Consider the following 21,327-nt stretch of genomic DNA (forward strand, 5'->3'; position numbering starts at 1 on the left):
CCTTCATTATGGGCACGATCTTGCGTAAATTGCGAATATGCAAAGCGCACGCGGCACAGTCCGACTGATCGAGGTGGTGTTCCCTGAACACACCAACCACTACGGCACCCTGTTCGGTGGGCAAGCGTTGCAGCTGCTGTCGAAGGCGGCGTTTCTTTCCGGCCGCGGCTTCGTGCGTGGCGACGTGGTGATGGCGCGCTGCGGCGAGGTGCTGTTCCATGCGCCGGTGCGGCTGGGCAGCACGCTGGTGCTCGACACGCACGTGTCGCGCGTGGGCCGCAGTTCGCTCACCGTGCGCGTGGCGGGCAGCGTGCAAGACGTAGCTACCGATGCGCTCACCCGTGTGCTCGACGGTGAATTCGAAATGGTGGCGGTCGATGCCGGCGGACGCCCGGTGCGGCTGGCGAACCCGCCGCATTTTCATGAACAGACATTCGAGGAGACGGTATGACACTGATCGCAGAGAACGCGCCCGCCGCCGGCTTCAGGCCGAAGAAATCCGTCGCGCTTTCAGGCGTGACCGCGGGCAACACCGCCCTGTGCACCGTGGGGCGCACCGGCAACGACCTGCACTACCGCGGCTACGACATCCTCGACATTGCCGACGTTTGCGAGTTCGAGGAAATTGCGCACCTGCTGGTGCACGGCAAGCTGCCGACCGCCTCGGAGCTGCGCGCCTACAAGGGCCGGCTAAAGGCGATGCGCGGCCTGCCCGCGAGCGTGAAGGAAGCGCTGGAGCGCCTGCCCGCCAGCGCGCACCCGATGGACGTGATGCGCACCGGCGTTTCCGCGCTCGGATGCGTGCTGCCCGAAAAAGACGACCACTCGCTGCCCGGCGCACGCGACATTGCCGACCGGCTGATGGCATCGCTCGGCTCGATGCTGCTCTATTGGTATCACTGGTCCACACAGGGCAAGCGCATCGAGGTGGAGACCGACGACGATTCGATCGGTGCGCACTTCCTGCACCTGCTGCACGGCCGCTCGCCTTCGGCAAGCTGGGAGCGCGCAATGCACACCTCGCTCAACCTGTATGCCGAGCATGAGTTCAACGCATCGACCTTCACCGCGCGCGTGGTGGCGGGGACGGGCTCCGACGTGTATTCGGCCATTACCGGCGCCATTGGCGCGCTGCGCGGGCCCAAGCACGGCGGCGCCAACGAAGTGGCCTTCGAGATCCAGAAGCGCTACGACACACCCGATGAGGCCGAGGCGGACATTCGCCGCCGCGTGGAAGCCAAGGAGGTCGTCATCGGCTTCGGCCACCCGGTCTACACCGTGTCGGACCCGCGCAACGCGGTCATCAAGCGGGTGGCAAAACAACTCTCGGAAGAGGCCGGCTCCACCCGCATGTTCGACATTGCCGAGCGCATCGAAAGCGTGATGTGGAACGCCAAGAAGATGTTTCCCAACCTCGACTGGTTCAGCGCCGTGAGCTATCACATGCTCGGCGTGCCCACGGCCATGTTCACGCCGCTGTTCGTGATTGCGCGCACCAGCGGTTGGGCCGCCCACATCATCGAGCAGCGGCAAGACAACAAGATCATCCGGCCCAGCGCCAATTACACCGGCCCTGAAGACCTGGCCTTCGTGCCGATCTCGGACCGGCGCTGAAGGCTTGCGCACAGCTCCGCACCGTTTACCGCAACAGAGAAGAACCATGTCCGCTCACATCAGCAACGTCCGCCCCGAACCCGACCAGGTGCTGGTCGACATCGTCGACTACGTGCTCGACCACCAGCAGATCACCAGCGCGCTGGCGTACGAAACAGCGCGCCACTGCTTGATCGACACGCTCGGCTGCGGGCTCGAGGCGCTCGAGTACCCGGCCTGCACCAAGCTGCTCGGCCCGGTCGTGCCAGGCACGGTGGTGCCGCATGGCGCCAAGGTGCCCGGCACGCCGTATCAGCTCGATCCGATCCAGGCGGCCTTCAACATCGGCACGATGATTCGCTGGCTCGACTTCAACGACACCTGGCTGGCAGCGGAGTGGGGCCATCCGAGCGACAACCTCGGCGGCATTCTTGCGACGGCCGACTGGCTCAGCCGGAATGCCGTGGCCGCGGGGCGCAAGCCGCTCGTGATGCACGACGTGCTCACCGCAATGATCCAGGCGCATGAGATCCAGGGCTGCCTTGCGCTGGAGAACTCGTTCAACAAGGTCGGGCTCGATCACGTGGTGCTGGTAAAGGTAGCTTCGACGGCCGTGGTGGCGCGCCTGATGGGCCTCTCGCGAGACGAGATCGTCAACGCCGTGTCGCTGGCCTGGGTCGATGGGCAGAGCCTGCGCACCTACCGCCATGCACCCAACACCGGCAGCCGCAAGAGCTGGGCCGCGGGTGATGCCACGAGCCGCGCCGTGCGCCTAGCGCTCATCGCCAAGACCGGAGAGATGGGCTACCCCAGCGTGCTCACGGCCAAGACCTGGGGCTTCTACGACGTGCTGTTCAAGGGCCAGCCTTTCAGATTCCAACGGCCGTATGCAAGCTACGTGATGGAGAACGTGCTGTTCAAGATCAGCTTTCCGGCCGAGTTCCACAGCCAGACGGCGGTGGAGGCGGCCATGGCGCTGCATGCGCAGCTGAAGCAGGCCGGCAAGACGGTGGAGGACATCGAGCGCGTGACCATCCGCACGCACGAGGCCTGCATTCGCATCATCGACAAGAAGGGGCCGCTCGCCAATCCGGCCGACCGCGACCATTGCATCCAGTACATGGTGGCGGTGCCGATGATCTTCGGCCGCCTCACGGCCGGCGACTACGAAGACAGCGTGGCGAGCGACCCGCGCATCGATGCGCTGCGCGACAAGATCGTGTGCGTGGAAGACCCGCGCTTTACCGCCGACTATCACGACCCCGAAAAGCGCAGCATTGCCAACGCGCTGACCGTGACCTTCAAGGACGGCACCGGCTTTTCGGAAGTGGTCGTCGAGTACCCCATCGGCCACAGGCGCCGCCGCGCGGACGGCATTCCGCTGCTCGAAGCCAAGTTCCGCACCAACCTGGCACGCCGCTTCGCGCACAAGCAGCAGCAGGCCATCCTCGATGTGTCGCTCGATGCGAAGAAGCTCGAAGCCATGCCGGTGCATGAGTATGTCGATCTGTATGCCGCCTAACCGATTGCCGCCTGATCCCATGCAAGCGAACACCGAATCCACCAAGAAGGTGCTGCGCCGCCTGGCCGAGGCGCGCCGCGGCGTGCTGGTGCCGGGGGCATTCAACGCGCTCTCCGCCCGCGTGATCGAAGACCTCGGCTTCGAGGCGATCTACGTCACGGGCGCCGGGGTCACCAACATGCACTTCGGCCTGCCCGACCAGGCCTTCATGGGCTTGCACGAGATAGCGGAGCACACGGCGCGCATTCGCGATGCGGTGAACCTGCCGCTGCTGGTCGATGCCGACACCGGCTTTGGCAATGCGCTGAACGTGCGGCACGCGGTCCGCGTGCTCGAGCGGGCAGGGGCCGACTGCATCCAGCTCGAAGACCAGGTCAGTCCCAAGCGCTGCGGCCACTTTGCGGGCAAGGCGGTCATCGACACGGCCGAGATGCTCGGCAAGATCAAGGCCGCGGCCGATGCGCGCACCGATGCCGACATGCTCATCATGGCCCGCACCGATGCGGCGGCCGTGCACGGCTTCGAGGCGGCCGTCGAACGCGCGCAGCTGTTCAGCGAGGCCGGTGCCGACATCCTTTTCGTGGAAGCCGTGACGCAAGCCGACGAAGTGCGCGCCTTGCCGCGGCGGCTGGGCAAGCCGCAACTGATGAACATGGTGATCGGCGGAAAGACGCCGACCTTCGGCGCCGAAGAACTGGGCGCGCTCGGCTATGGGCTGGTGCTGTACGCCAATGCCGCATTGCAGGGCGCGGTGGCTGGCATGCAACGTGCATTGACGGTTTTGCGTGATACTCGCCGCCTCGACGAAGACCCATCGCTCGTGGCTTCGTTTGCCGAGCGGCAGCGCCTGGTCGGAAAACCCGAGCTCGACCAGCTAGAGAAAAAATACGCAGGTTGAACTAAATTTCTTAAACGAGTTGTGCACTTTTGCCCTCTCGTCAGAAAGTTCCCCGTCATTGTTTCAGTTTCATGAACACTGCGATTCGATTGGCTAGGGTTTTCCCTTGTAATCGTGGTGCAAACTTCAGGGCATCCAAAGCCCAATCAAGAAGGAAATTGAAATGAAGACCTCGAACATCCTCGCCGCCGCCGCTCTCTCCCTGCTCGCCGCCGCTGGCGCCCACGCAGAAACGTACGAAGGCGTGCAGCCCCTGACCTCCGGTTACAGCCGCGCCGACGTGGCGCCCCAAGCCGCCGCCGCAGCCCGCCAAGGCAACGTGTACAGCGATGCCGCTTCGGCAACTGTGGCTCCCGTGCTGGCTGCTTCGACCGACCGCGCCGCAGTTCGCAACGAAGCCGTTGCCGCCGCTCACGCACCGGGCCAGAACCTGCGCCGCGAAGCCTTCGCAGGCAGCGTGGTTCCCTCGCAAGCACGCAGCTTCACGCGCCAAGCCGGCCTGTAAATCACGCCAGGCACGGAACAGCGGCACACGCCGCTTGCTCCCCAAAAAAGCCGGACGATGCCTAGCGCACCGTCCGGCTTTTTGCTTTTTGGCCGTGAACGGCATGGGTAGTCCGCAGGGTAGTCCGAACGGCCAGGGCGGGGCAAACACATGTGCCGCCGGCGGCTGCCAGTTCTAGGATGGCCGTTCCATCCCCTACGAAGGAGCTGCCATGCCTCTCTACCTGATCGAACGCACCTTTGCCGATCAACTCGAGGTCTCGCCCGAGGGGGCGGCCAGCATCATGCGCATCAACGACGATGTCGGGGTTCGTTGGCTCTACTCGTTTTTGAGCGCGGACAAGAAGAAGACCTACTGCCTGTACGAGGCGCCCAGCGCCGAGATGATCCGCGAGGCGGCGCAGCGCAACGGGCTGCCCGCCGACGTGGTGATCGAGGTCGACGAATTGCGTCCGCCGGCCGTGCAGGGCCAGGCCGTTGCGGCCTGAACCCTGGGCCTACTTCGACCGCGGGTCGTCCGCCGGATTGACGTAGGTCACGCCCCAAGGGCCGGTGCCGTGAAGCTGCACCACCGTTTCCTCCTGCGTCCATGCAAAGTGGGGCGTCTTGGCCTGAAGGATCATCATGCCGCCGGCGGTCACGGGCATCGACTTCTGCATGTCGAGCTTGTCGCCCAGGCCCATGTGGAAGGTGCCCGAGAGCACGGTCACCCGCTCGACAGCCGGATGCCAGTGCGACGGAATCCGGTAGTTGGCCGGCACCCTGATGCGCACCGTGAAGGGCACGGCTTCGCTCATCGGCCCTTCGAGCACGGCGAGCTTTGCGCCCGGCGGCAGCGAGGGAACGTCGGCCCATTTCAGGTCGGCCGGTGAAATCATCCGGTGGTCGGGTGTCTGGGCCCAGCTCGTCGCAATGGCGGCAAGCAGCGTGGCACCGATGGCCCAGGCGGCAAATGGTTGGCGTGTCATGGTCTTTTCCTTCTCGTGTGACCGGCGAAAGCGCCGCCGGGGCGCGGACGTGGAGCGCGGCCTTGCCTACAGCCGCACCACATCGCCCTTGAGTGAATAAAGAATGGCGACCACTTCGTTCTTCTCGGCCTGGTCGTAGCCGTTCTTCGCCATCGCTTCGAGGATGTCGTCGATGGCGGCGACCAGCTCCTGCTCGTTGATGTTCATGCCCTTGTGCGCGGTCACCAGGTCCTTGCCGGTGTAGCACTGCGGGCCGCCGCTGCCGGCGCAGAGAAACTCGAACACGTGGCGCTCGACCTCGGGGCGGTTGCTGTTGGCGAAGCGGGCGCGAATGAGCGGGTTGCTGTAGTGGTTCTCGACCACGTCGGTGACGAGCCGCTGGATGCGCTCCTCACCGCCGAGCCGTTCGTACAGGGTTGCGGGCATACGAAGCACTCCTTCCGGTTGTCGACCCGGCGGCGCCGGGCCTGGAACAGACCATAGGACGGGCCGGGCGTGCACGCATCGCCCGAATTGACCATTTGCGGTGCGCGCGGCTACTGGCCGGCAGGTGCAGCGGAGCCTGCGGACGCCACGCGATGGCGGTGCGCCCAGGCCGCGGCTTCGGTGCGGCTGCGGCAGTCGGTCTTCGAAAGAATGTGCCGCACGTGGTGCGCCACCGTGTGCGGGCTGATGAAAAGGCGCTCGGCGATGGCCTGGTTGGTGTGACCGGCGCTGAGCAGCCGCAGCACGTCGACCTCGCGCCGGCTCAGGCCTTCGGGTGCGGCGGGCGATGCATCGGCGCCGCCTTCGAACTCCCGCTGCAGCGCCTCGCAGCGGCGGGCGAGGCCGGCCATGCCGAGTTCGCGGGCTGTCGCCAGCGCCGCGTCGAGCTGCGATGTGGCGGCGGCCATGTCGCCGCCGTTGCCGCTGCGCCGGCCCAGCCACCGCGCCCATTCGAAGCGGCTGTGCGCCAGCCACGGCCGGCTGCCGCCTTGCTCGTCCAGCGCGGCGGCGGCCGCGAAATGCGCCGCGGCGTTTGGGTCATCGCCCATCAAGGCGGCCAGCATGCCGCGGTAGCGGTCCACCGCGCCGAAGCAGGCAATGTTGGTGCCGGTGACCACGTTGCGCCCCGCGTAGGGCGCGAGCAACCGGTAGAGCGTTGCCGCGCGCGGCAGATCGCCAAGCCGTGCGCAGACCTCGGCGGCAAAGACGATGTTGGTGAGCCACATGCCGTCGCGCGCAATACCGGCAAAGCCGTCGCCCGCGAGTGTTTCGTAAGCCTCGCGAGCGGGCTCGTGAAGATCGAGTTCGGTGCAGATCAGCGCGAGGCCGGGCTGCCACAGGCTGCTGCGCGGCACGCTGCCCACCAGCCCGCGCAGCACCGGCAGCACCTCGCCAAGCCGGCCCTGCTGGCGCCGCAGCACGAAGATCTGCAGGCTGTAGGCACCTTGCGCATTGCCCGCGAGAAAGCGCTGCCCGAGCGTGAAGGTCTCGCCCGCCAGCCGCTCGGAATCCGCGAAGCGGCCTTCGTACGCGGCAAGCAGGGTGAGGCTGGCCAGCCCCATCGCCTGCATGAAGGGCTGGCGGATCGCGTCGGCCACACGCGCGTGCACCTGCGCCAGCGAGCGCGCCGCGTCGAGCGAGCCCTTTTCGACCAGGTCGCCGAAATACCAACCGGTGAGCGCATCCACCCATTCGAGATGGCCCGCGCGTTCGGCCACTTCGAGGGCCTCGCATGCGCAGCGCAGGCGCTCGTCGAGTTGTTCGGGGTAGCCGCGCGCCGGCAGGATCGCGGCCAGCGCCTTGAAGAGCGGCTGCGGCATGCCGAGTTCGCGCGCGAGGGCCACGGCACTGCGCTGCGCCGCGTTGGCTTGCTCCTGCCGGCCGCAGAAGATGCAGGCGCGGCACAGCGCGGCAAGCAGGTCGACGCGCAGCGCGGCGTCGAAGCGATCGCTCGTCGCCAGCGCCTCTTCGAGCAGGGCGGCCGCCTCTTCGCCGGGGCGGCTGATGCGCCAGCCGTTGTTCTCGAAGCCGAGGGCCGCCCGCGCGAACATCTCGGCGTCGCCAACGGAGCGCGCCAGCGTGGCGGCCTCCATGAAGGTGGCGGCGCCGGCGTCGTTCTCGCCGGCGTGCATCTGCACCGCACCAAGCGCCAGCAGCAGCGCGCCATGTTGCGCGCGCTCTGCTGGCAACCAGCGCTCCTGCAACTGCAGCGCGAGCCGGTAGCAGCGCAACGCCTCCTCGTACGCCATCACAGCAACGGCCTGCGCTGCGGCGCGCTGGGCGATGTCCAGCGCACGTGCGGGGCTGCCCACGGGCAATGCCGCGGCGGCATGGTAGGCCAGGGGTGCCAGCGCCGCGTCCGGATCGCCGGCGTGCCGCGCCTGGAGCGACTCGGCAATGCGTCCGTGCAGCGCGACGCGGCGCGTTGCGGGCAGTTCGTCGTAAAGCACTTCGCGGATCAGCACGTGGCTGAACTGGTACTGCGCGCCGGAAGGCGACACCTCGACGATGCGGTGCGCCAGCGCTTCGTCGAGCCTGCCCAGCAATTCGGCCTCACCGCTGCTGCCGGCCAGATCGGCCAGCAGCGGCAGGTCGAAGTCGCGGCCGATGCAGGCGGCGATCGAGAGCAGGTCGCAGCAGGGCGCCGAGAGCTGGTTGAGCCGCCGGCCGATCACCGCGCGAATGCCGCCCGGCACGGTTTCGACCTGCACCGCCGCGGCGTGCGGGTCGGTTCCGCAGGAGCCCTGCAAAAAGCGCAGCGTCTCCACCAGGTACAGCGGGTTGCCCTCGGTGCGGCGGTGCATGGTTGCAATGACCGCGGGCGGCGGCGTCACGGCGCTTGCCGCAGCCACCATCCGCTCGGCTTCTTCCAGGCTCAGGCCCTGCAGCGGCAGGCGGCTGAACTGCCGGGTGTTCAGCAGCTCCGCCAGCGTGGCGGCCAAGGGATGCTGACGCGACACATCCATTTCGCGGCAGGAGCCGAGCAGCACGATGCGGCTTTCGGCGAGTTCCTGCGCGATGAAGGCCAGGAGCCGCAGCGACGACGCATCGGCCCAGTGCAGGTTGTCGAGAATCAGCAGCAGCGGGCGCACGGTGGCCACCTGACGCCAGAAATGCGCGACCGCGGCAAACAGCCGAAAGCGCGCCTGGTCGCCTTCGCCGATGGCCGGCACCGCGGTGCCGGGCGGCAGCCGCTCGGCGAGTTCGGGTGCAATCTCGGCCGCCGCGGCGGCATCGCGTCCGAGCAGCGCCGGCAGGCGCTCGTCGCGGCAGGCCCGAAGGCAAGCCTGCATTGCGCGCGTCCAGGGCAGGAAGGGCGGCGCGCCCGGTTCCTCGAGGCAGCGGCCCCACAGGGTCAGCATGCCGCGCCGTACGGCCAGCGTTGCCGCTTCCTGCGCCAGCCGGGTCTTGCCGATGCCGGCCTCGCCGCTGAGCATGACCACGCGCCCGCGCCCGGCCAATGCGCCGCCGAGCGCATCGTGCAGCAGCTGCAGCTCGCCGCGGCGGCCGACGAAGGGCTCCGTCGCGCCGGCTGCCGCGGGGCTCGCCACCGGCGCCGCGCCGCAGGCCGGGCATGGCGCGTCGGCATGCAGGCAAATGCGCCCGCAGCGGTGACAAGCAATCCGGTCCAGCGTGGCCATGCCGCTCCTTGTGCTTTTTTTCCGGCCATGGGCCGGTATGGCCGAGTCTGCGCGCGGCGAGCGCCGGTAGAACTTGGGACTTACGCCACACCGCAAGGAAAGCCGGCTGTCGGTGCAAGGGCAGGGCTCTGCTTCGACCCCGAAAACGCCCGGTTACCACCTGCCGCGTTACCGGAAGTTTCACTGTGCGGCACGGTCCGCGGAGGCGTCCAGGGAGGGTGGCCGGTGTAGACTGCCAGGTTTTTCGTTCTGGGGTATGGCGCACGCTTCACAGCGCACAGTTTTCAATGGTTCGGCGCTTGTTCGCTTGCTTTCGCGACTGGCCGATACGGACTTGCGCGAACCCCGGCAAGCCACCGCGGACCGATTGAGCCAATGGTTCGGCTGGACCGATGCCATTTCGCTGTCCGCGGCGCTGGACGGCATTCCGGCGGCTGCTTCTTCCCGGTTGCGGCCCGGCGCCAACGCCGAGGAGCGGGAGTGCGCCGGTGCGCGCACCGCGCTGGCCAAGGCCATTGCCGAAGACGCCGCCGTGGCGGCTGCGGCCGAGTTCGCGCCCTTTCGCCGCCGCTATCTCGCGCTGCAGCAAGCCATGGAAGCGGGCATCGGCCCGTTGCGCGGGCGCCTTCGGGCCGCGCTGGCGGCCAGGTCGCCAGCCATGGCCCGGCTGGCCGCAGTGGACGTGGTCATGGAGCAGGTGCTGGCCGCGCGCGAGCACAGCCTTCTGGCCGGCGTGCCCGCGCTGCTCGAAAAATATTTCACCCGCTTGAGCGGGGACGGCCTGCTGACGGCGGCCGAACCCGCCAGCGAGGCCCCGGGCGGCGAGTGGCTGCATGTGTTCCGCAAGGACATGAAGAACGTGCTGCTCGCCGAACTGGACTTCCGATTTCAACCCGTCGAAGGGCTCCTTGAAGCCTTTCGCGAGGCAACCAGAGTGCCATGACTAGATTTCTTCAATACGCTGTTTTTGCCGCCGGCCTGGCCGCGGTGTGCTGGGTGGGCGCGGGCTACGTCGGCTCCAACCATCCGCTGGCGCTTTCGATCACGGTGGTGGTCGGTGCGTTCTACCTGATGGGCGTGGTGGAGCTGCACCGCTTCAGGCAGGCCACGTCCACCCTGGCCAGTGCTGTGTCGCGGTTGACTGAAGCCCCGGCCAACCTGGGCTCGTGGCTGGAGCAACTGCATCCGTCGCTGCGCAATGCGGTGCGCCTGCGCATCGAGGGCGAGCGCGTCGGCTTGCCCGGGCCGTCGCTCACGCCGTACCTTGCCGGACTGCTTGTGCTCTTGGGCATGCTGGGCACATTTCTCGGCATGGTGGTCACGCTGAACGGCACCGGCATGGCGCTGGAAAGCGCTACCGACCTGCAGGCCATCCGCGCCTCGCTCTTCGCGCCTGTGAAGGGCCTGGGGCTGGCGTTCGGCACCTCGGTGGCAGGCGTGGCTGCGTCGGCGATGCTGGGTTTGGCCTCTGCGCTGTGCCGGCGTGAGCGGCTGCAGGCCGGGCAGATGCTCGACACCAAGATTGCGACCACCTTGCGCGTGTACTCGCTGGTGCATCAGCGCGAGGCGTCGTTCCAGCTGCTCGAGCAGCAGGCCCAGGCCATGCCCATGCTGGTCGATCAGCTGCAGGCCATGCTGGCCGCCATGGAGCGGCAGAGCCAGGCGTTGAACGAGCGCCTGATCACCAGCCAGGAGCATTTCCACAGCAAGGCCGAGGCGGTGTATGCCGGCCTGGCCTCGTCGGTGGATCAATCGCTGAAGCAGAGCTTGACCGAAAGCGCCCGCATTGCCGGCGCAACGATCCAGCCGGTCGTCGAAGCCACCATGGCCGGCATCGCGCGCGAGACGGCTTCGTTGCACGGCACGGTCGCGCACACAGTGCAGCAGCAGCTCGAAGGGCTTTCGAGCCGCTTCGAGGCCACCACGGCCACCGTGGCCGATACGTGGAAGGCCGCGCTGGCCGAACACCAGCGCAGCAATGAGGCGCTGGCGGGGGACCTGCGCGTTTCGCAGGAGCGCTTTGCCGAAACCTTCGAGCAGCGCTCGGCTTCGCTGGTGGAGACCGTGTCCGCGCGGCTCGAGAGCACCGTGGGCAGCGTATCCGAAACATGGGGCAGTGCGCTCGCAGAGCACCAGCGCGCCAGCGAAAAGCTGACGGGCGACACGCAACAGTCCCTCGCGGCGGCCGCGGCCACCTTCGAGCAGCACTCGGTATCGCTGCTGCGCACGGTGGACCAGGCGCATGCCAGCCTGCAAACCGACATGGCATCGCGCGACGAGCAGCGGCTGTCGGCCTGGACCGCGGCGCTGTCCTCAATGGCTGCGTCGCTGCAGCAGGAATGGCAGCAGGCCGGCGCGAACATGGCCAGCCAGCAGCAACAGCTCTTCGAAACGCTGGCACAAACTGCGCGCGACATGTCGGCGCAGGCGCAAGCGCATGCGAAGAGCACCGTGGCAGAAATCGCCCAGCTGCTGCAAGCCGCTTCGGATGCACCGCGCGTTGCGGCCGAAGTGGTGGCCGAACTGCGGCAGAAGCTCTCTGACAGCATGGCGCGCGACAACGCCATGCTGGAGGAGCGCAGCCGCATCATGGAAACGCTGGGCACCCTGCTCGACGCCGTGAACCATGCCTCCACCGAGCAGCGCTCGGCGGTCGATGCACTGGTCGGCGCCTCGGCCGACGTGCTCGAACGCGTGGGCAGCCGCTTCACCGAAAAGGTCGAGGCCGAAACCGGAAAGCTCGAGAGCGTCGCCGCGCAGATCACCGGCAGCGCGGTCGAGGTGGCAAGCCTCGGCGAGGCCTTCGGCTTTGCGGTGCAGCTGTTCAGCGAATCGAACGACAAGCTGGTGGCGCATCTGCAGCGCGTCGAAGGCGCGCTGGGCAAGTCCATTGCGCGCAGCGACGAGCAGCTGGCCTACTACGTTGCGCAGGCGCGGGAGGTCATCGACCTGAGCATCATGTCGCAGAAGCAGATCGTCGAAGACCTGCAGCAGATTGCCAGCCGGCAAGCCGCGGTGGGCAGCGAAGCATGATGGGTGAAGAAGCCGACGGCGGACTGGAACCGAGCGTTCCCGTATGGGCGGTGTTCGGCGACCTGATGGCCGGGCTGGTCGGCGCGTTTGTGCTCATTCTCGTGGGTGCGCTCGGCATGCAGCTGGACCTTGCGGCCAAGCTCGAAGCCGAAGTGCAGCAGCGGCAGGCTGAAACGCAACGCCGTGAAGCGCTCGAGCAAGCCTTGGCCGGGCCGCTCGCGGCGGGCCGCGTCACGCTGAACAACGGGCGCATCGGCATCAGCGGCAGCGTGCTGTTCGCCTTCAACTCCGCCGACCTGCAGCCTGAAGGCCGCCAGCTGCTCAAGAGCCTGGCCGCGCCGGTGGCGGCCTACCTCAAGGCGCGCGACGAGGTGCTGATGGTGAGCGGCTTCACCGACGACCGGCAGATGCGGCAGTCGAAGGACGGCAACCGCCCCTTCGCAGACAACTGGGAGCTGTCGGCCCAGAGGGCGCTCACGGTCACGCGGGCGCTGATCGAAGAGGGCATTCCCTCGTCATCGGTGTTTGCCGCGGCATTCGGCTCCGAGCAGGCGGTCGCGTCCAATGCCGATGCCGAAGGCCGCTCGAAAAACCGGCGTGTGGAAATGGCGCCCACGCCAAGGCAATCCAACGCCACCACGAAGCGGCCGTGAGCGAGCACGTCGATCCCATCGAGATGATCGGCACCTGGCGTGCGCAGGGGCGGCATCGCGCGGACCCGGTGCGCTTTCATCTCATGGAGGCGTTGGCCAGGCGTACGGCTGCGCACCAGGGGGAGGCGAGGCGCATCCTCGATGAGAAGCTCGCCGGCCTGGCTGCGGCCTACGGCAGGAATCTTGAAAACTCCCAGGGCGCCGATGGAGCCCGCCCTGCAGCGAGACAGCTGCCGGCAGGCGCACCCGCTCGCGGCGCGCTGGCGGAGCTGGTCGACCATATTGCGCGGCATGCACCGGCCATGGGCGGCAGCACCGCGGCGGCGTCAGAAGACACGCTGCACGGCCTTGCGCCGGCGCCCGCCGAACTGAAGAGCCTCAAGTTCTTCAAGAGCACCTGGTCCCGGCTCAGCGCCGAGCGGCGGCTGACGCAGTCGCTCGCCAAGGTGCCCGAGAACGCCGGCCCGCTCAACTCGCACCACCTGGTGCACCGGTCGCTGCTGTTGATGCGCGACTTGTCGCCGGAGTACCTCAACCGCTTCATGACCTACGTCGACACCCTGTTGTGGGTCGATCAGCTGAACGGTGCCGGCGCCGCGGCGCCCGTGAATACGCCGCGCGCCGAAACCTCGAAGAAGACCGGGCGCGGCAAATCCGCCTGACGCTGAGATTGAGGCTGAGGGCGCTGCCGGCTAGCGCAAGCCGTGCGCGCGAATCACGGACTTGAGCCGCCGCACTTCGTGCTGCAGGTCGAGAATCAGCGCGGCGGCGTCCAGGCCCACGCCAAAGTCGCGCTCCAGCCGGCGCGCCTCGAGTGCGCATTGCAGGTCGCTGCTCGAGAACTGCCAGCGCTCGGGCGGTGCCTCGGCGGTAGAAATCTGCACGATGCCCACTTCGACGAGCTGCACCACCCATTCGGTGTCGGCGCCGCAGGCATGGGCGAGCTCGCTCGCGGCAAGCGGCTGCGACGCGCTGATGGCTGTTGTGACGGAAACGGTCGCCATGCTCACACTCCCAGATGCTGGCGTGGGTTGAACGAAGCCGATGCCTGCGCCAGTTGCTCGTAGGCCTTGCGCGCGGCCTCGCTGTCGGCCGGGGGCAGGGCAATGTCGAGCAGCAGGTACAGGTCGCCGGGCTGCTTGCCGCCCAGGCCGCGGCCCTTGAGCCTGAGCTTGAGGCCGCTGCGCGCGTTGCGCGGCACGGTCACCTCGACCGCGCCGCCGGTGGGCACCGGCACCTTCACCTGCGCACCGAGCGCGGCTTCGGCCGGGGTGACGGGCAGCGTCATGTAGAGGTCGCGCTCTTCGACGCGGTAGAGCTTGTGCGGCGCAATGCGCACCTCCAGGTACAGGTCTCCGGCCGGCTCGCCGCCGTGGCCGGGCATGCCCTGTCCGGCAAGCCGGATGAACTGCCCCGGATGCATGCCGGGCGGGATCTTGACGCTGAGCGTGCGCGTCTTGAGCGCAGGGCGGCCCTGCGCGTCGATTTCCTGCGCGCGCAGCGTGATCTCGCGCTCGGCGCCGTTGAGCGCGTCTTCAAGGGAGATCTCGATGGCCGCGTGATGGTCTTCGCCGCGCGCGCGGTAGTTGCGCCTTGCCGCGCCACGCCGCTCGGCTTCGCCGAAGAGCGAGGAGAAGAAGTCGCTGAAGTCCGCGTGGTCGGCCGGCCCTTGCCCCGGGCCGCGGTGAAATTCGAAGCCGGTGTCCCAGTCCGGCGGCGGCTGAAAGTCGCCCTCGGGGTGTCCGCCGCGGGCCACGCGGTCGGCCAGTGCGTCGTAGGCGGCGCGCTTTTCCTTGTCGCGCAGCACGTCGTTGGCTTCGTTGATGTCGCGCATGCGCTTCTCGGCGTCGGCTTCCTTGCTGACGTCGGGGTGGTACTTGCGCGCGAGCTTGCGATAGGCCTTGCGCACCTCGTCTTCCGACGCGGTGCGGTCGATGCCCAGGGCGCTGTAGTAGTCCTTGAATTCCATGGCTGTCGGTTGGTGTGAACGCCGAACAGTGTGCGCCCGGCCGTCTACGCCAGGGCGGAATCCCCGTCGGCATGCCGCAGCAGCGGCATTACAGCCCATGTAGGGCCGCTGCGCGAAAAACGCAATGGCTGCGCATTGCCGAGCAGGCCCAGGTCGATGGGCACGCCGATCAGCGCGGCCAGCGCGTAGAGCGTGCCGCCGTGGGCCACCACCAGAACCGGCGCGGGCTGCGCCAGCGCTTCGTCGAGCGCCTGCCTCTTGCGCGCCACGAACTGTGCAAGGGTTTCGCCGCCGTCGGGCTCGCAGGCCCAGTCGATGTTGACCGACGAGGTGCCGATGAGTGCGCCGAAGTTGCGCTCGCGCAGTGCGGCCTGCGGCGTGGGCTCGATGCGGAGCACGGCCGCCACGGTGTGCGCGGTGTCGTGGGCGCGCCGCGCGTCGCTGCAGACGATGGTGCGGATCGGCTCGCCGGCCAGCAGCTGGGCGGCGCGGGCCGCCTGCTGGAGCCCGAGCTCGCTCAGCGGCTCGTCCACGGCCTGGAAGATGCGCTGCGCATTCCGGCCGGTCTGGCCGTGGCGCAAGAAGTAGAAGTGATCGCAGGCCGGCGCCAGCGGCTGCGCGGCGGCAAGGCTTACCAGCTGGTCGAGGCCGGCGGTCGCGCCATGGGGGAATTGTGCTTGTGCCATGCGGTGTGAATCAACCTCAACCGAACTTCATGCCCTTGGGCCGGGCCTGGAGCCGGTTGATGTAGGCATCGATCTTCGGCCGGTTGGAGCGCCCGCCAAAGGCACGGTGCCAGATGAACATCGAGCCGATCATCACGTCGGCCGCGGTGAACCGCGCGCCGAAGAGATAGGGACCTTCGCCCAGTTCGCGCTCCACCGCGTCCTTGGCCTGCTCGAAGTTGGTCCAGCCGCGCGCGCTGTTGTTGCTGCGCACCCCCAGCATGCTGTCGCCCATCGCGGGCTCCAGCTGCGCCGTCGAATAGACCATGAGCGACAGGTAGCGGCCGCGGTCGGGCGAATCCGCCGGTGGCGCCAGGCGGGCCTGCGGAAACTTGTCGGCCACGTACATGCAGATGGCGGCGTTTTCGAACACGCGCGTGCGGCCGTCCACCAGCGCCGGCAGCTTGCCCGCGGGGTTGATCTTCAGGTACTCGGGTTTCTTGTGGGCCTTTTCGCGGATGAGGGTCTGCACGATCTCGTATTCCACGCCGGCTTCGTCGAGCATCCACTTCGCAACCTGCGAGCGGCTTTGCGGATCGAAATACAGCTTCAGCATTGAAGGGCTCCTTTCAGCGGATGGAGGGTCAGAACTTGGGAATGCGCAGCGTCTTGCTGATCATCAGCGTGCCCGAGAGCGCGAAGAGCAGCGTGAGCGGATGCAGCTGCCACGGGCCGAGCACCCATGCGCCGCCCCACACCGTGTCGCCGATGCGGCCTTGCCAGGCGGCCCATGCCAGCACGCCGACCAGCACCACACTGGTGGGGATGGGCGTGCCTTCGAAGTACTTGACCTTGTCGGCGCCCGCGGAAAGCGCTTCGGCCGTGACGTTGTAACGCGCGAGCCGGCTCACGCCGCAGCCGACGAAGTAGATCAGCAGCACGCAGTCCCAGCCGCCGTCCAGGCCCGCCGCAAAGGCGAGCGCGGCGGGCGCCACGCCGAACGAGATCACATCGGCCAGTGAATCGAGCTCGCGCCCGAGGGCAGAGTGGGTTTGCCGCCAGCGCGCAATGCGGCCGTCGAACACGTCGAACACGAAGGCCGCGGGCGCGAGCGCGGCGGCCCACAAGAACTGCGCAAGCGACTGGCTCGCCATGAAGGCCATGGCAAGGAACACCGCGCCCACGCCGCACGCGGCATTGCCGAGCGTGAACGCATCGGCCAGGTGAAAGCCGCGGATCATCGAGAAATGCTTGCGGGCCGGTGCGGAGGAGGGGGTGGTCATGGGGTGCTTCGGAGTCTGCGAATGCACCGCACCTTAACGCAAGCGGGGCCGCTTGCCTGTAGTCGCCATCCGACTCCGGTTCAGGCCGGAAGCCGGGCCTCGTAGGCTTTTTCGAGCTCCGCGTGGTTGCTCCAGAACCCCCGGGGCGTGCGCTGGTGCAGCACGTCGTCGAGCACGTCCAGATGCGCGTGCCAGCCGCTCGAAACGCTGAGTGTTTCCTTGCGGTCGGGCAGGCGGCGGTGCGTGAGCACCAGGTGCGTCGAATCGCCCCGGGGCGTGAACTCGAAGCTCACCTCGGACGCGGTGGCGCTTTCGCTGCCCCAGCTGATGGTCAGGCGCTTCATTGGGTCGAGCGTCACAAGGCGCGATTTCTGCGAGATGGGGCCACGGCAGTCGGCAAAGCGATCGGGCGCCACTTCGCCGGAAAGGCTGGTGTGGTCGAAGCGCAGTTCGAACACGCCGCCGCTTTTCTCGGCCATGGTGCCGCCGGCCAGCCACCTCGCGCGCTTGTCGGGGTCGACGAAATAGGCCCACACGCGCTCCACCGGCGCGGGCAGGGTGCGTTCCATGCGCACGGTGCCGGGTTCGATCAGGGTTCCGAGGCTGCTTGTCGTCATTGCTTGCTCCTTGAAGAAGGGAAAGAACTTCACTTGCGGGATGCGTTGTCGCGCCGCAGCTCCTGCTCCAGCGCGTCCAGATGGCTGTTCCAGAAGCCTTCGTAGTACCGCAGCCATGCGTTGGCCGAGGCAAGCGCCGCCGGCTCCAGCCGGCAGACGTGCGCGCGGCCCTGCACCGTGCGGGAGACCAGGCCGGCGCGCTCGAGCGCCTTGACGTGCTTGGAGGCGCCCGCAAAAGACATTCGAAACGGCGCCCCGAGCTCGCCCACGCTGCACTCGCCCTGCGCCAGCAGCTGCAGCATCGTGCGCCGCGTGCTGTCGGCCAGGGCATGGAACACGGCGTCGAGCCGTTCGTCATCTAGTTCAACCATGAGGTTGAATATAGTCGTATCCGAAAAGTTATTCAACCAGAAAGTTGAATGAATTGTGCCGTTACACCCGATACAGGCGAGACGCGGTTGCGCAGCCTGGCGCTGGAGCTTGCGAGGTGGCGCTCCTACGATTCCCTTCGTTCCATCCACTCGCTGACAAACACCAAATGAAACCCTTCGCCAATCGCCGCATCTTCCTGCTGGCCGCTTCCGCATTGCCGTTGGCCGGCGCCTGTACCGCCTGGTCCGCGAAATCGCAACAGGCCACATCGGCCGAGGCGCAGCTCGCGGCACTCGAAACCTCCGTGGGCGGGCGGCTCGGCGTGGCAGCGCTGGACACCGGCAGCGGCGCGCGCGTGCAGCACCGCGCAACCGAGCGCTTTCCGCTGTGCAGCACCTTCAAGACGATGCTGGCCGCGGCCATCCTCGCGCGTAGCGCGCATGACGGCAGCCTGCTGGAGCGCCGCGTGAGCTACAGCAGGAGCGACATCCTGACCAATTCGCCCATCACGGAGAAAAACCTGGGGCAGGGGATGACAGTCGCCGCCCTGTGCGCCGCCACCATGCAGTACAGCGACAACGCCGCCGCCAACCTGTTGATGAAGATTCTCGGCGGGCCCGCCGCGGTGACCGCATTCGCGCGCTCCATCGGCGACCCGGCCTTCAGGCTCGACCGCTGGGAGACCGAACTCAACAGCGCCATTCCGGGCGACCTGCGCGACACGACGACACCCGAGGCGATGGCCGCAAGCCTGCAGCGATTGGTGCTGGGCGACGCGCTCGGCGCCGCGCAACGCAGCCAGCTCGAAACCTGGCTGCTGGGCAACACCACCGGCGCCGCTCGCATCCGCGCCGGCGTGCCGGCGGACTGGAAGGTGGGCGACAAGACCGGCCTGGGCTCCTACGGCACCAATAACGACACAGGCGTGCTGTGGCCGCCCTCGGGCGCTCCGGTGGTGCTGGCGGTCTACCTTACCTTTCCCAAGGAGGATGCGCCGGCCCGCAACGACGTCATTGCGTCGGCGGCGCGCATCGTGTTTAACGCACTGCGGGGCTGAGCCCGAGGCTTACTCTTCGCTCGTCCACTCGACCTGCACACCCAGGCTGCGCAGGTTCTCGGCGAAGCGGGGATGGGCACGGCGAATGGGCGCGGCATTGCGGATTTCGGAGCGGCCTTCGATGCTGGCTGCCACCATGAAGAGCGCAATGGCCACGCGGATGATGTACGGGCTCTCGACCACGGCCGGCGTCAGCGGGCTGCCGCCAAAGCTGATGAGCCGATGCGGATCCGACGAGAACACATGGGCGCCGAACTTGGAGAGCTCGCTGGTCCAGCCCAGGGCGCCGTCGTACACCTTGTTCCAGAACATCGCATTGCCCTGGGCACGCACGCCCAGCGCAATGAAGATGGGCAGCAGGTCGACCGGAAAGTAGGGCCACGGCGCGGCCTCCACCTTGGTGAGCACGTTGTTTGTGAAGGGCGTCTGCACCTTGAGCGGGCCGGTGCAGGTGGCGCGCGACCAGCCGTCTTCATGCGTGACCGTGACGCCGAACTTGGCGAAGGTGCGATCGATCAGCGGAAAGTTTTCGGGTGCGCTGTTGCGTACGACCACGTCGCCTCCGGTGATGGCGCCCAGCGCCAGGAAGGTGGTGATCTCGTGAAAGTCTTCGTCGAAGCGGAACTCGCCGCCGCCCAGCGCATTGCCGCCGTGCACCGTGAGCCGCGAGGTGCCGATGCCCTCGATGCGCACGCCCAGCATCGTCATGAAGCGGCAGAACTCCTGCACATGCGGCTCTGACGCTGCATTGGTGAGCGTCGATGTGCCCTTGGCCGCCGCCGCGCACAGCACAAAGTTTTCGGTGGTGGTGACCGAGGCGTAGTCGAGCCAGTGCTCGGTGGGCGCAAGCGGCCCGTCGCAGCGCACAAGCAGCGAGCCGCTGGCGCGCTCCACCTTGCCGCCGAAGCGGCGGAACACGTCCACGTGCGGATCGATCTCGCGCACGCCCAGCGTGCAGCCCTTGACGTTGTCTTCGAGCCGCGCAATGCCGAAGCGCGCCAGGAGCGGAGGCACCAGCATGATCGACGAGCGCATTTCCTCGGGCAGCCGGTCGCGTGCGGCGTCGAACGCCGTTTCGCGGTGGTGCAGTTCCAGCGTGCCGGTGGCGTGGTCCATGCGCGCCTCGCTGCCCAGGCTGCGGAAGATGTCGAGGATCTTGCGCACGTCGGTGATGTCGGGCACGCCGTGCAGCCGCAGCGGCTCACGCGTGAGCAGCGTGGCGCACAGCACCGGCAGCACGGCGTTCTTGTTGGCGGAGGGAGTGATGCGGCCGCGAAGCGGCGTACCGCCGTGCACGATGAGATTGGACATGGGAATACGGGGCGGAAACGAACCGGGGAAATGAGTGCCGGAACTGTACCCGCCGGGCGGCTTGCGCTGTAGAGCGCGAAAGTGAACTATTCCGCGTTCAGCTGTTCCGCCACTTCGCGCCGGCCCAGGCCCCGCACCGATGCCAGGCCCTCCAGCTGTGCCTTGCGCGGCCGTGCCTTGCCTTGTTCCCACTTGTAGATGGTCTGGCCGGTAACGCCAACCAGCTTTCCATAAGCCGCCGCCGAGAGGCCGAGCTTTTCGCGGTGTGCGGCCAGCCGGGTGGCGCTGAACCGGCGGGACGGGCCCGATTCGCCATCGTCCGCATCGCCGGCGGAAGGGGCGCTCGAAGACATCTTCAGCGCACGCCGCAGTTCCTTCTCCAGTTTCTCGACCTGCCGGCGCAGTGCGGCGATCGAGGCGCGATGGTGCGTGGAAGCTTTTTTCAGCGTTTCGATCTCTGTGCGAACTTCCTTGCGGGCGACACGGGAAATCTCGGTTTTGAGGATGGAGGCAATATTTGGCATGGGCGCATTTTGCACACCTTGTGCCAAGCTGGACCGGAAGGTAATGAAAAATGCTTATTTTTCTTGGTCAGAGCACGTACCGGCCCACCGAGATGAAATGGCTCACCGTGCCCGCCAGCACGAACAGGTGCCAGGTGCCGTGCGCATGCCGGAAGCCGCGCCGGTTTCGGTAGAACACCGTGCCCACGGTATAGAGCACGCCGCCCGCCAGCAGCCAGGCCAGGCCGCCGCCATCGAGCCGTGCCGCCAGGGGCGCGGCCGCCAGCACGCCGAGCCAGCCCATGCCGATGTAGAGCGCCAGCGGCGGCTTGGAAACCGCGCTGTCCGGCTGCAGCAGTTCGCGCCCGATGCCGAAGAACGCGGCGCTCCACACCGCGGCAAGCAGCAGCCAGCCCCAGGTGCCCTGCAGCGTGACGAGTGCAAAGGGCGTGTAGGTGCCCGCAATCAGCAGGTAGATGGCGCAGTGGTCGGCCCGCTCCCAAAAGCGCTTCAGCGGCCCGCGCGTGCTGTGGAACAGCGTGGATGCGGCATACAGCAGCGTGGCCGAGAGCGAGAACACCAGCGCACCGACGATGCGTGCGGCATCACCCGTGGGCAAGGTCTTGGCAAGAAAGAGAACGGTGGCCACAAGGGCAAGCACCAGGCCCAGCAGATGGCTGTACCCATTGAGACGTTCGCCGGGGTACATCGCGTGGAGTGCAGCAGTCCTGGTCGGAAAAGGGGGAGGCAGAG

Annotated in this window: 24 protein-coding genes; 11 read left to right on the forward strand and 13 right to left on the reverse strand. The window is 67.5% G+C overall.

The annotated features are described in order from the left end of the window. Positions 1 to 37: 37 nt before the first annotated feature. From V9K97_RS09605 to V9K97_RS09630, 6 genes are all read left to right on the forward strand, one after another. The gene (locus tag V9K97_RS09605; RefSeq protein WP_337317702.1) at positions 38 to 451 is read left to right on the forward strand and encodes an acyl-CoA thioesterase; all 414 of its coding nucleotides are present in this window, start codon (positions 38 to 40) and stop codon (positions 449 to 451) included. Beyond that, positions 448 to 1,614, forward strand: a complete 1,167-nt coding sequence (gene prpC / locus V9K97_RS09610) for a bifunctional 2-methylcitrate synthase/citrate synthase (RefSeq protein WP_337317704.1) — start codon at positions 448 to 450, stop codon at positions 1,612 to 1,614. The genes V9K97_RS09605 and prpC overlap by 4 nt, the downstream gene beginning before the upstream one ends. A 46-nt stretch (positions 1,615 to 1,660) precedes the next feature. Then, positions 1,661 to 3,115, forward strand: a complete 1,455-nt coding sequence (locus V9K97_RS09615; protein WP_337317706.1) for a bifunctional 2-methylcitrate dehydratase/aconitate hydratase — start codon at positions 1,661 to 1,663, stop codon at positions 3,113 to 3,115. 19 nt (positions 3,116 to 3,134) lie between these two features. Next, complete coding sequence (locus V9K97_RS09620; protein ID WP_258507439.1) at positions 3,135 to 4,013, forward strand: isocitrate lyase/PEP mutase family protein; 879 nt, start codon at positions 3,135 to 3,137, stop codon at positions 4,011 to 4,013. Between the two features lie 163 nt (positions 4,014 to 4,176). Then, entirely contained in the window at positions 4,177 to 4,518 is a 342-nt protein-coding gene (locus V9K97_RS09625) for an alpha/beta hydrolase (protein WP_258507438.1), read from the forward strand. Positions 4,519 to 4,729: 211 nt separating this feature from the next. Continuing rightward, positions 4,730 to 5,005, forward strand: coding sequence for a DUF4242 domain-containing protein (locus V9K97_RS09630; RefSeq protein ID WP_258507437.1), 276 nt, complete (start codon positions 4,730 to 4,732; stop codon positions 5,003 to 5,005). 9 nt (positions 5,006 to 5,014) lie between these two features. On the opposite strand, the gene V9K97_RS09635 is transcribed toward V9K97_RS09630, so the two are convergent. From V9K97_RS09635 to V9K97_RS09645, 3 genes are all read right to left on the reverse strand, one after another. Then, entirely contained in the window at positions 5,015 to 5,485 is a 471-nt protein-coding gene (locus V9K97_RS09635) for a cupin domain-containing protein (RefSeq protein ID WP_258507430.1), read from the reverse strand. Between the two features lie 66 nt (positions 5,486 to 5,551). Further along, positions 5,552 to 5,911, reverse strand: coding sequence for a group I truncated hemoglobin (locus V9K97_RS09640; RefSeq protein ID WP_258507429.1), 360 nt, complete (start codon positions 5,909 to 5,911; stop codon positions 5,552 to 5,554). 110 nt (positions 5,912 to 6,021) lie between these two features. Further along, positions 6,022 to 9,111, reverse strand: coding sequence for a helix-turn-helix transcriptional regulator (locus V9K97_RS09645; RefSeq protein WP_337317708.1), 3,090 nt, complete (start codon positions 9,109 to 9,111; stop codon positions 6,022 to 6,024). A gap of 256 nt (positions 9,112 to 9,367) precedes the next feature. Here V9K97_RS09645 and V9K97_RS09650 point away from each other — a divergent pair, with 256 nt between their 5' ends. Genes V9K97_RS09650 through V9K97_RS09665 form a run of 4 tightly spaced genes read left to right on the forward strand, consistent with a single transcriptional unit; the run spans position 9,368 to position 13,459 of the window. Beyond that, positions 9,368 to 10,054: a DUF3348 domain-containing protein gene (locus V9K97_RS09650; protein ID WP_337317710.1), complete on the forward strand. Its 687-nt coding sequence runs from the start codon at positions 9,368 to 9,370 to the stop codon at positions 10,052 to 10,054. Beyond that, positions 10,051 to 12,144, forward strand: coding sequence for a DUF802 domain-containing protein (locus V9K97_RS09655; RefSeq protein ID WP_337317712.1), 2,094 nt, complete (start codon positions 10,051 to 10,053; stop codon positions 12,142 to 12,144). Before V9K97_RS09650 ends, V9K97_RS09655 begins: the two co-directional genes overlap by 4 nt. Continuing rightward, positions 12,144 to 12,797, forward strand: a complete 654-nt coding sequence (locus tag V9K97_RS09660; protein WP_281151826.1) for an OmpA family protein — start codon at positions 12,144 to 12,146, stop codon at positions 12,795 to 12,797. Before V9K97_RS09655 ends, V9K97_RS09660 begins: the two co-directional genes overlap by 1 nt. 23 nt (positions 12,798 to 12,820) lie before the next feature. Continuing rightward, the gene (locus V9K97_RS09665; protein ID WP_443303059.1) at positions 12,821 to 13,459 is read left to right on the forward strand and encodes a DUF2894 domain-containing protein; all 639 of its coding nucleotides are present in this window, start codon (positions 12,821 to 12,823) and stop codon (positions 13,457 to 13,459) included. Between the two features lie 30 nt (positions 13,460 to 13,489). Here V9K97_RS09665 and V9K97_RS09670 read toward each other — a convergent pair whose 3' ends face one another. The 7 genes from V9K97_RS09670 to V9K97_RS09700 all read right to left on the reverse strand — a co-directional run bounded on the left by V9K97_RS09670 (position 13,490) and on the right by V9K97_RS09700 (position 17,702). After that, positions 13,490 to 13,801: a chaperone modulator CbpM gene (locus tag V9K97_RS09670; protein WP_337317715.1), complete on the reverse strand. Its 312-nt coding sequence runs from the start codon at positions 13,799 to 13,801 to the stop codon at positions 13,490 to 13,492. A gap of 2 nt (positions 13,802 to 13,803) precedes the next feature. Then, entirely contained in the window at positions 13,804 to 14,766 is a 963-nt protein-coding gene (locus V9K97_RS09675; protein ID WP_337317717.1) for a DnaJ C-terminal domain-containing protein, read from the reverse strand. Positions 14,767 to 14,810: 44 nt separating this feature from the next. Further along, positions 14,811 to 15,452 (reverse strand): histidine phosphatase family protein, encoded by a 642-nt coding sequence (locus tag V9K97_RS09680; RefSeq protein ID WP_337317719.1) that lies wholly within the window; start codon positions 15,450 to 15,452, stop codon positions 14,811 to 14,813. Between the two features lie 16 nt (positions 15,453 to 15,468). Beyond that, positions 15,469 to 16,047, reverse strand: a complete 579-nt coding sequence (locus tag V9K97_RS09685) for a glutathione S-transferase family protein (protein ID WP_258507417.1) — start codon at positions 16,045 to 16,047, stop codon at positions 15,469 to 15,471. A 28-nt stretch (positions 16,048 to 16,075) separates the two neighbouring features. Further along, entirely contained in the window at positions 16,076 to 16,714 is a 639-nt protein-coding gene (locus V9K97_RS09690) for a CDP-alcohol phosphatidyltransferase family protein (RefSeq protein WP_337317721.1), read from the reverse strand. Positions 16,715 to 16,794: 80 nt separating this feature from the next. Continuing rightward, complete coding sequence (locus tag V9K97_RS09695) at positions 16,795 to 17,331, reverse strand: SRPBCC family protein (RefSeq protein WP_337317722.1); 537 nt, start codon at positions 17,329 to 17,331, stop codon at positions 16,795 to 16,797. Positions 17,332 to 17,360: 29 nt separating this feature from the next. After that, the gene (locus V9K97_RS09700; RefSeq protein ID WP_126746849.1) at positions 17,361 to 17,702 is read right to left on the reverse strand and encodes an ArsR/SmtB family transcription factor; all 342 of its coding nucleotides are present in this window, start codon (positions 17,700 to 17,702) and stop codon (positions 17,361 to 17,363) included. Between the two features lie 167 nt (positions 17,703 to 17,869). Here V9K97_RS09700 and bla point away from each other — a divergent pair, with 167 nt between their 5' ends. Then, complete coding sequence (bla, locus tag V9K97_RS09705; protein ID WP_337317724.1) at positions 17,870 to 18,760, forward strand: class A beta-lactamase; 891 nt, start codon at positions 17,870 to 17,872, stop codon at positions 18,758 to 18,760. A gap of 9 nt (positions 18,761 to 18,769) precedes the next feature. Here bla and V9K97_RS09710 read toward each other — a convergent pair whose 3' ends face one another. The 3 genes from V9K97_RS09710 to trhA form a co-directional block, all read right to left on the reverse strand. Further along, on the reverse strand, positions 18,770 to 20,071 hold the full coding sequence (locus V9K97_RS09710; protein WP_337317726.1) for a UDP-N-acetylglucosamine 1-carboxyvinyltransferase: 1,302 nt from the start codon (positions 20,069 to 20,071) through the stop codon (positions 18,770 to 18,772). Between the two features lie 86 nt (positions 20,072 to 20,157). Next, positions 20,158 to 20,595 carry a helix-turn-helix domain-containing protein gene (locus V9K97_RS09715; protein WP_337296361.1) on the reverse strand — a complete coding sequence of 146 codons (438 nt, stop codon included), beginning with the start codon at positions 20,593 to 20,595 and terminating at the stop codon, positions 20,158 to 20,160. 67 nt (positions 20,596 to 20,662) lie between these two features. Beyond that, a complete protein-coding gene (gene trhA, locus V9K97_RS09720; RefSeq protein ID WP_337317727.1) occupies positions 20,663 to 21,283 on the reverse strand; it encodes a PAQR family membrane homeostasis protein TrhA in 621 nt (206 codons plus the stop codon). Positions 21,284 to 21,327: the final 44 nt, after the last annotated feature.

This window comes from Variovorax sp. CCNWLW186, from assembly GCF_037203865.1.
In the GTDB taxonomy this organism is placed as follows: Bacteria; Pseudomonadota; Gammaproteobacteria; order Burkholderiales; family Burkholderiaceae_C; genus Variovorax.

Bases quoted from the DNA above. Each gene is read 5' to 3' on its own strand.
- V9K97_RS09605 (WP_337317702.1), top strand. From the start codon at position 38: ATGCAAAGCGCACGCGGCACAGTCCGACTGATCGAGGTGGTGTTCCCT.
- prpC (WP_337317704.1), top strand. From the start codon at position 448: ATGACACTGATCGCAGAGAACGCGCCCGCCGCCGGCTTCAGGCCGAAG.
- V9K97_RS09615 (WP_337317706.1), top strand. From the start codon at position 1,661: ATGTCCGCTCACATCAGCAACGTCCGCCCCGAACCCGACCAGGTGCTG.
- V9K97_RS09620 (WP_258507439.1), top strand. From the start codon at position 3,135: ATGCAAGCGAACACCGAATCCACCAAGAAGGTGCTGCGCCGCCTGGCC.
- V9K97_RS09625 (WP_258507438.1), top strand. From the start codon at position 4,177: ATGAAGACCTCGAACATCCTCGCCGCCGCCGCTCTCTCCCTGCTCGCC.
- V9K97_RS09630 (WP_258507437.1), top strand. From the start codon at position 4,730: ATGCCTCTCTACCTGATCGAACGCACCTTTGCCGATCAACTCGAGGTC.
- V9K97_RS09635 (WP_258507430.1), bottom strand. From the start codon at position 5,485: ATGACACGCCAACCATTTGCCGCCTGGGCCATCGGTGCCACGCTGCTT.
- V9K97_RS09640 (WP_258507429.1), bottom strand. From the start codon at position 5,911: ATGCCCGCAACCCTGTACGAACGGCTCGGCGGTGAGGAGCGCATCCAG.
- V9K97_RS09645 (WP_337317708.1), bottom strand. From the start codon at position 9,111: ATGGCCACGCTGGACCGGATTGCTTGTCACCGCTGCGGGCGCATTTGC.
- V9K97_RS09650 (WP_337317710.1), top strand. From the start codon at position 9,368: ATGGCGCACGCTTCACAGCGCACAGTTTTCAATGGTTCGGCGCTTGTT.
- V9K97_RS09655 (WP_337317712.1), top strand. From the start codon at position 10,051: ATGACTAGATTTCTTCAATACGCTGTTTTTGCCGCCGGCCTGGCCGCG.
- V9K97_RS09660 (WP_281151826.1), top strand. From the start codon at position 12,144: ATGGGTGAAGAAGCCGACGGCGGACTGGAACCGAGCGTTCCCGTATGG.
- V9K97_RS09665 (WP_443303059.1), top strand. From the start codon at position 12,821: ATGATCGGCACCTGGCGTGCGCAGGGGCGGCATCGCGCGGACCCGGTG.
- V9K97_RS09670 (WP_337317715.1), bottom strand. From the start codon at position 13,801: ATGGCGACCGTTTCCGTCACAACAGCCATCAGCGCGTCGCAGCCGCTT.
- V9K97_RS09675 (WP_337317717.1), bottom strand. From the start codon at position 14,766: ATGGAATTCAAGGACTACTACAGCGCCCTGGGCATCGACCGCACCGCG.
- V9K97_RS09680 (WP_337317719.1), bottom strand. From the start codon at position 15,452: ATGGCACAAGCACAATTCCCCCATGGCGCGACCGCCGGCCTCGACCAG.
- V9K97_RS09685 (WP_258507417.1), bottom strand. From the start codon at position 16,047: ATGCTGAAGCTGTATTTCGATCCGCAAAGCCGCTCGCAGGTTGCGAAG.
- V9K97_RS09690 (WP_337317721.1), bottom strand. From the start codon at position 16,714: ATGACCACCCCCTCCTCCGCACCGGCCCGCAAGCATTTCTCGATGATC.
- V9K97_RS09695 (WP_337317722.1), bottom strand. From the start codon at position 17,331: ATGACGACAAGCAGCCTCGGAACCCTGATCGAACCCGGCACCGTGCGC.
- V9K97_RS09700 (WP_126746849.1), bottom strand. From the start codon at position 17,702: ATGGTTGAACTAGATGACGAACGGCTCGACGCCGTGTTCCATGCCCTG.
- bla (WP_337317724.1), top strand. From the start codon at position 17,870: ATGAAACCCTTCGCCAATCGCCGCATCTTCCTGCTGGCCGCTTCCGCA.
- V9K97_RS09710 (WP_337317726.1), bottom strand. From the start codon at position 20,071: ATGTCCAATCTCATCGTGCACGGCGGTACGCCGCTTCGCGGCCGCATC.
- V9K97_RS09715 (WP_337296361.1), bottom strand. From the start codon at position 20,595: ATGCCAAATATTGCCTCCATCCTCAAAACCGAGATTTCCCGTGTCGCC.
- trhA (WP_337317727.1), bottom strand. From the start codon at position 21,283: ATGTACCCCGGCGAACGTCTCAATGGGTACAGCCATCTGCTGGGCCTG.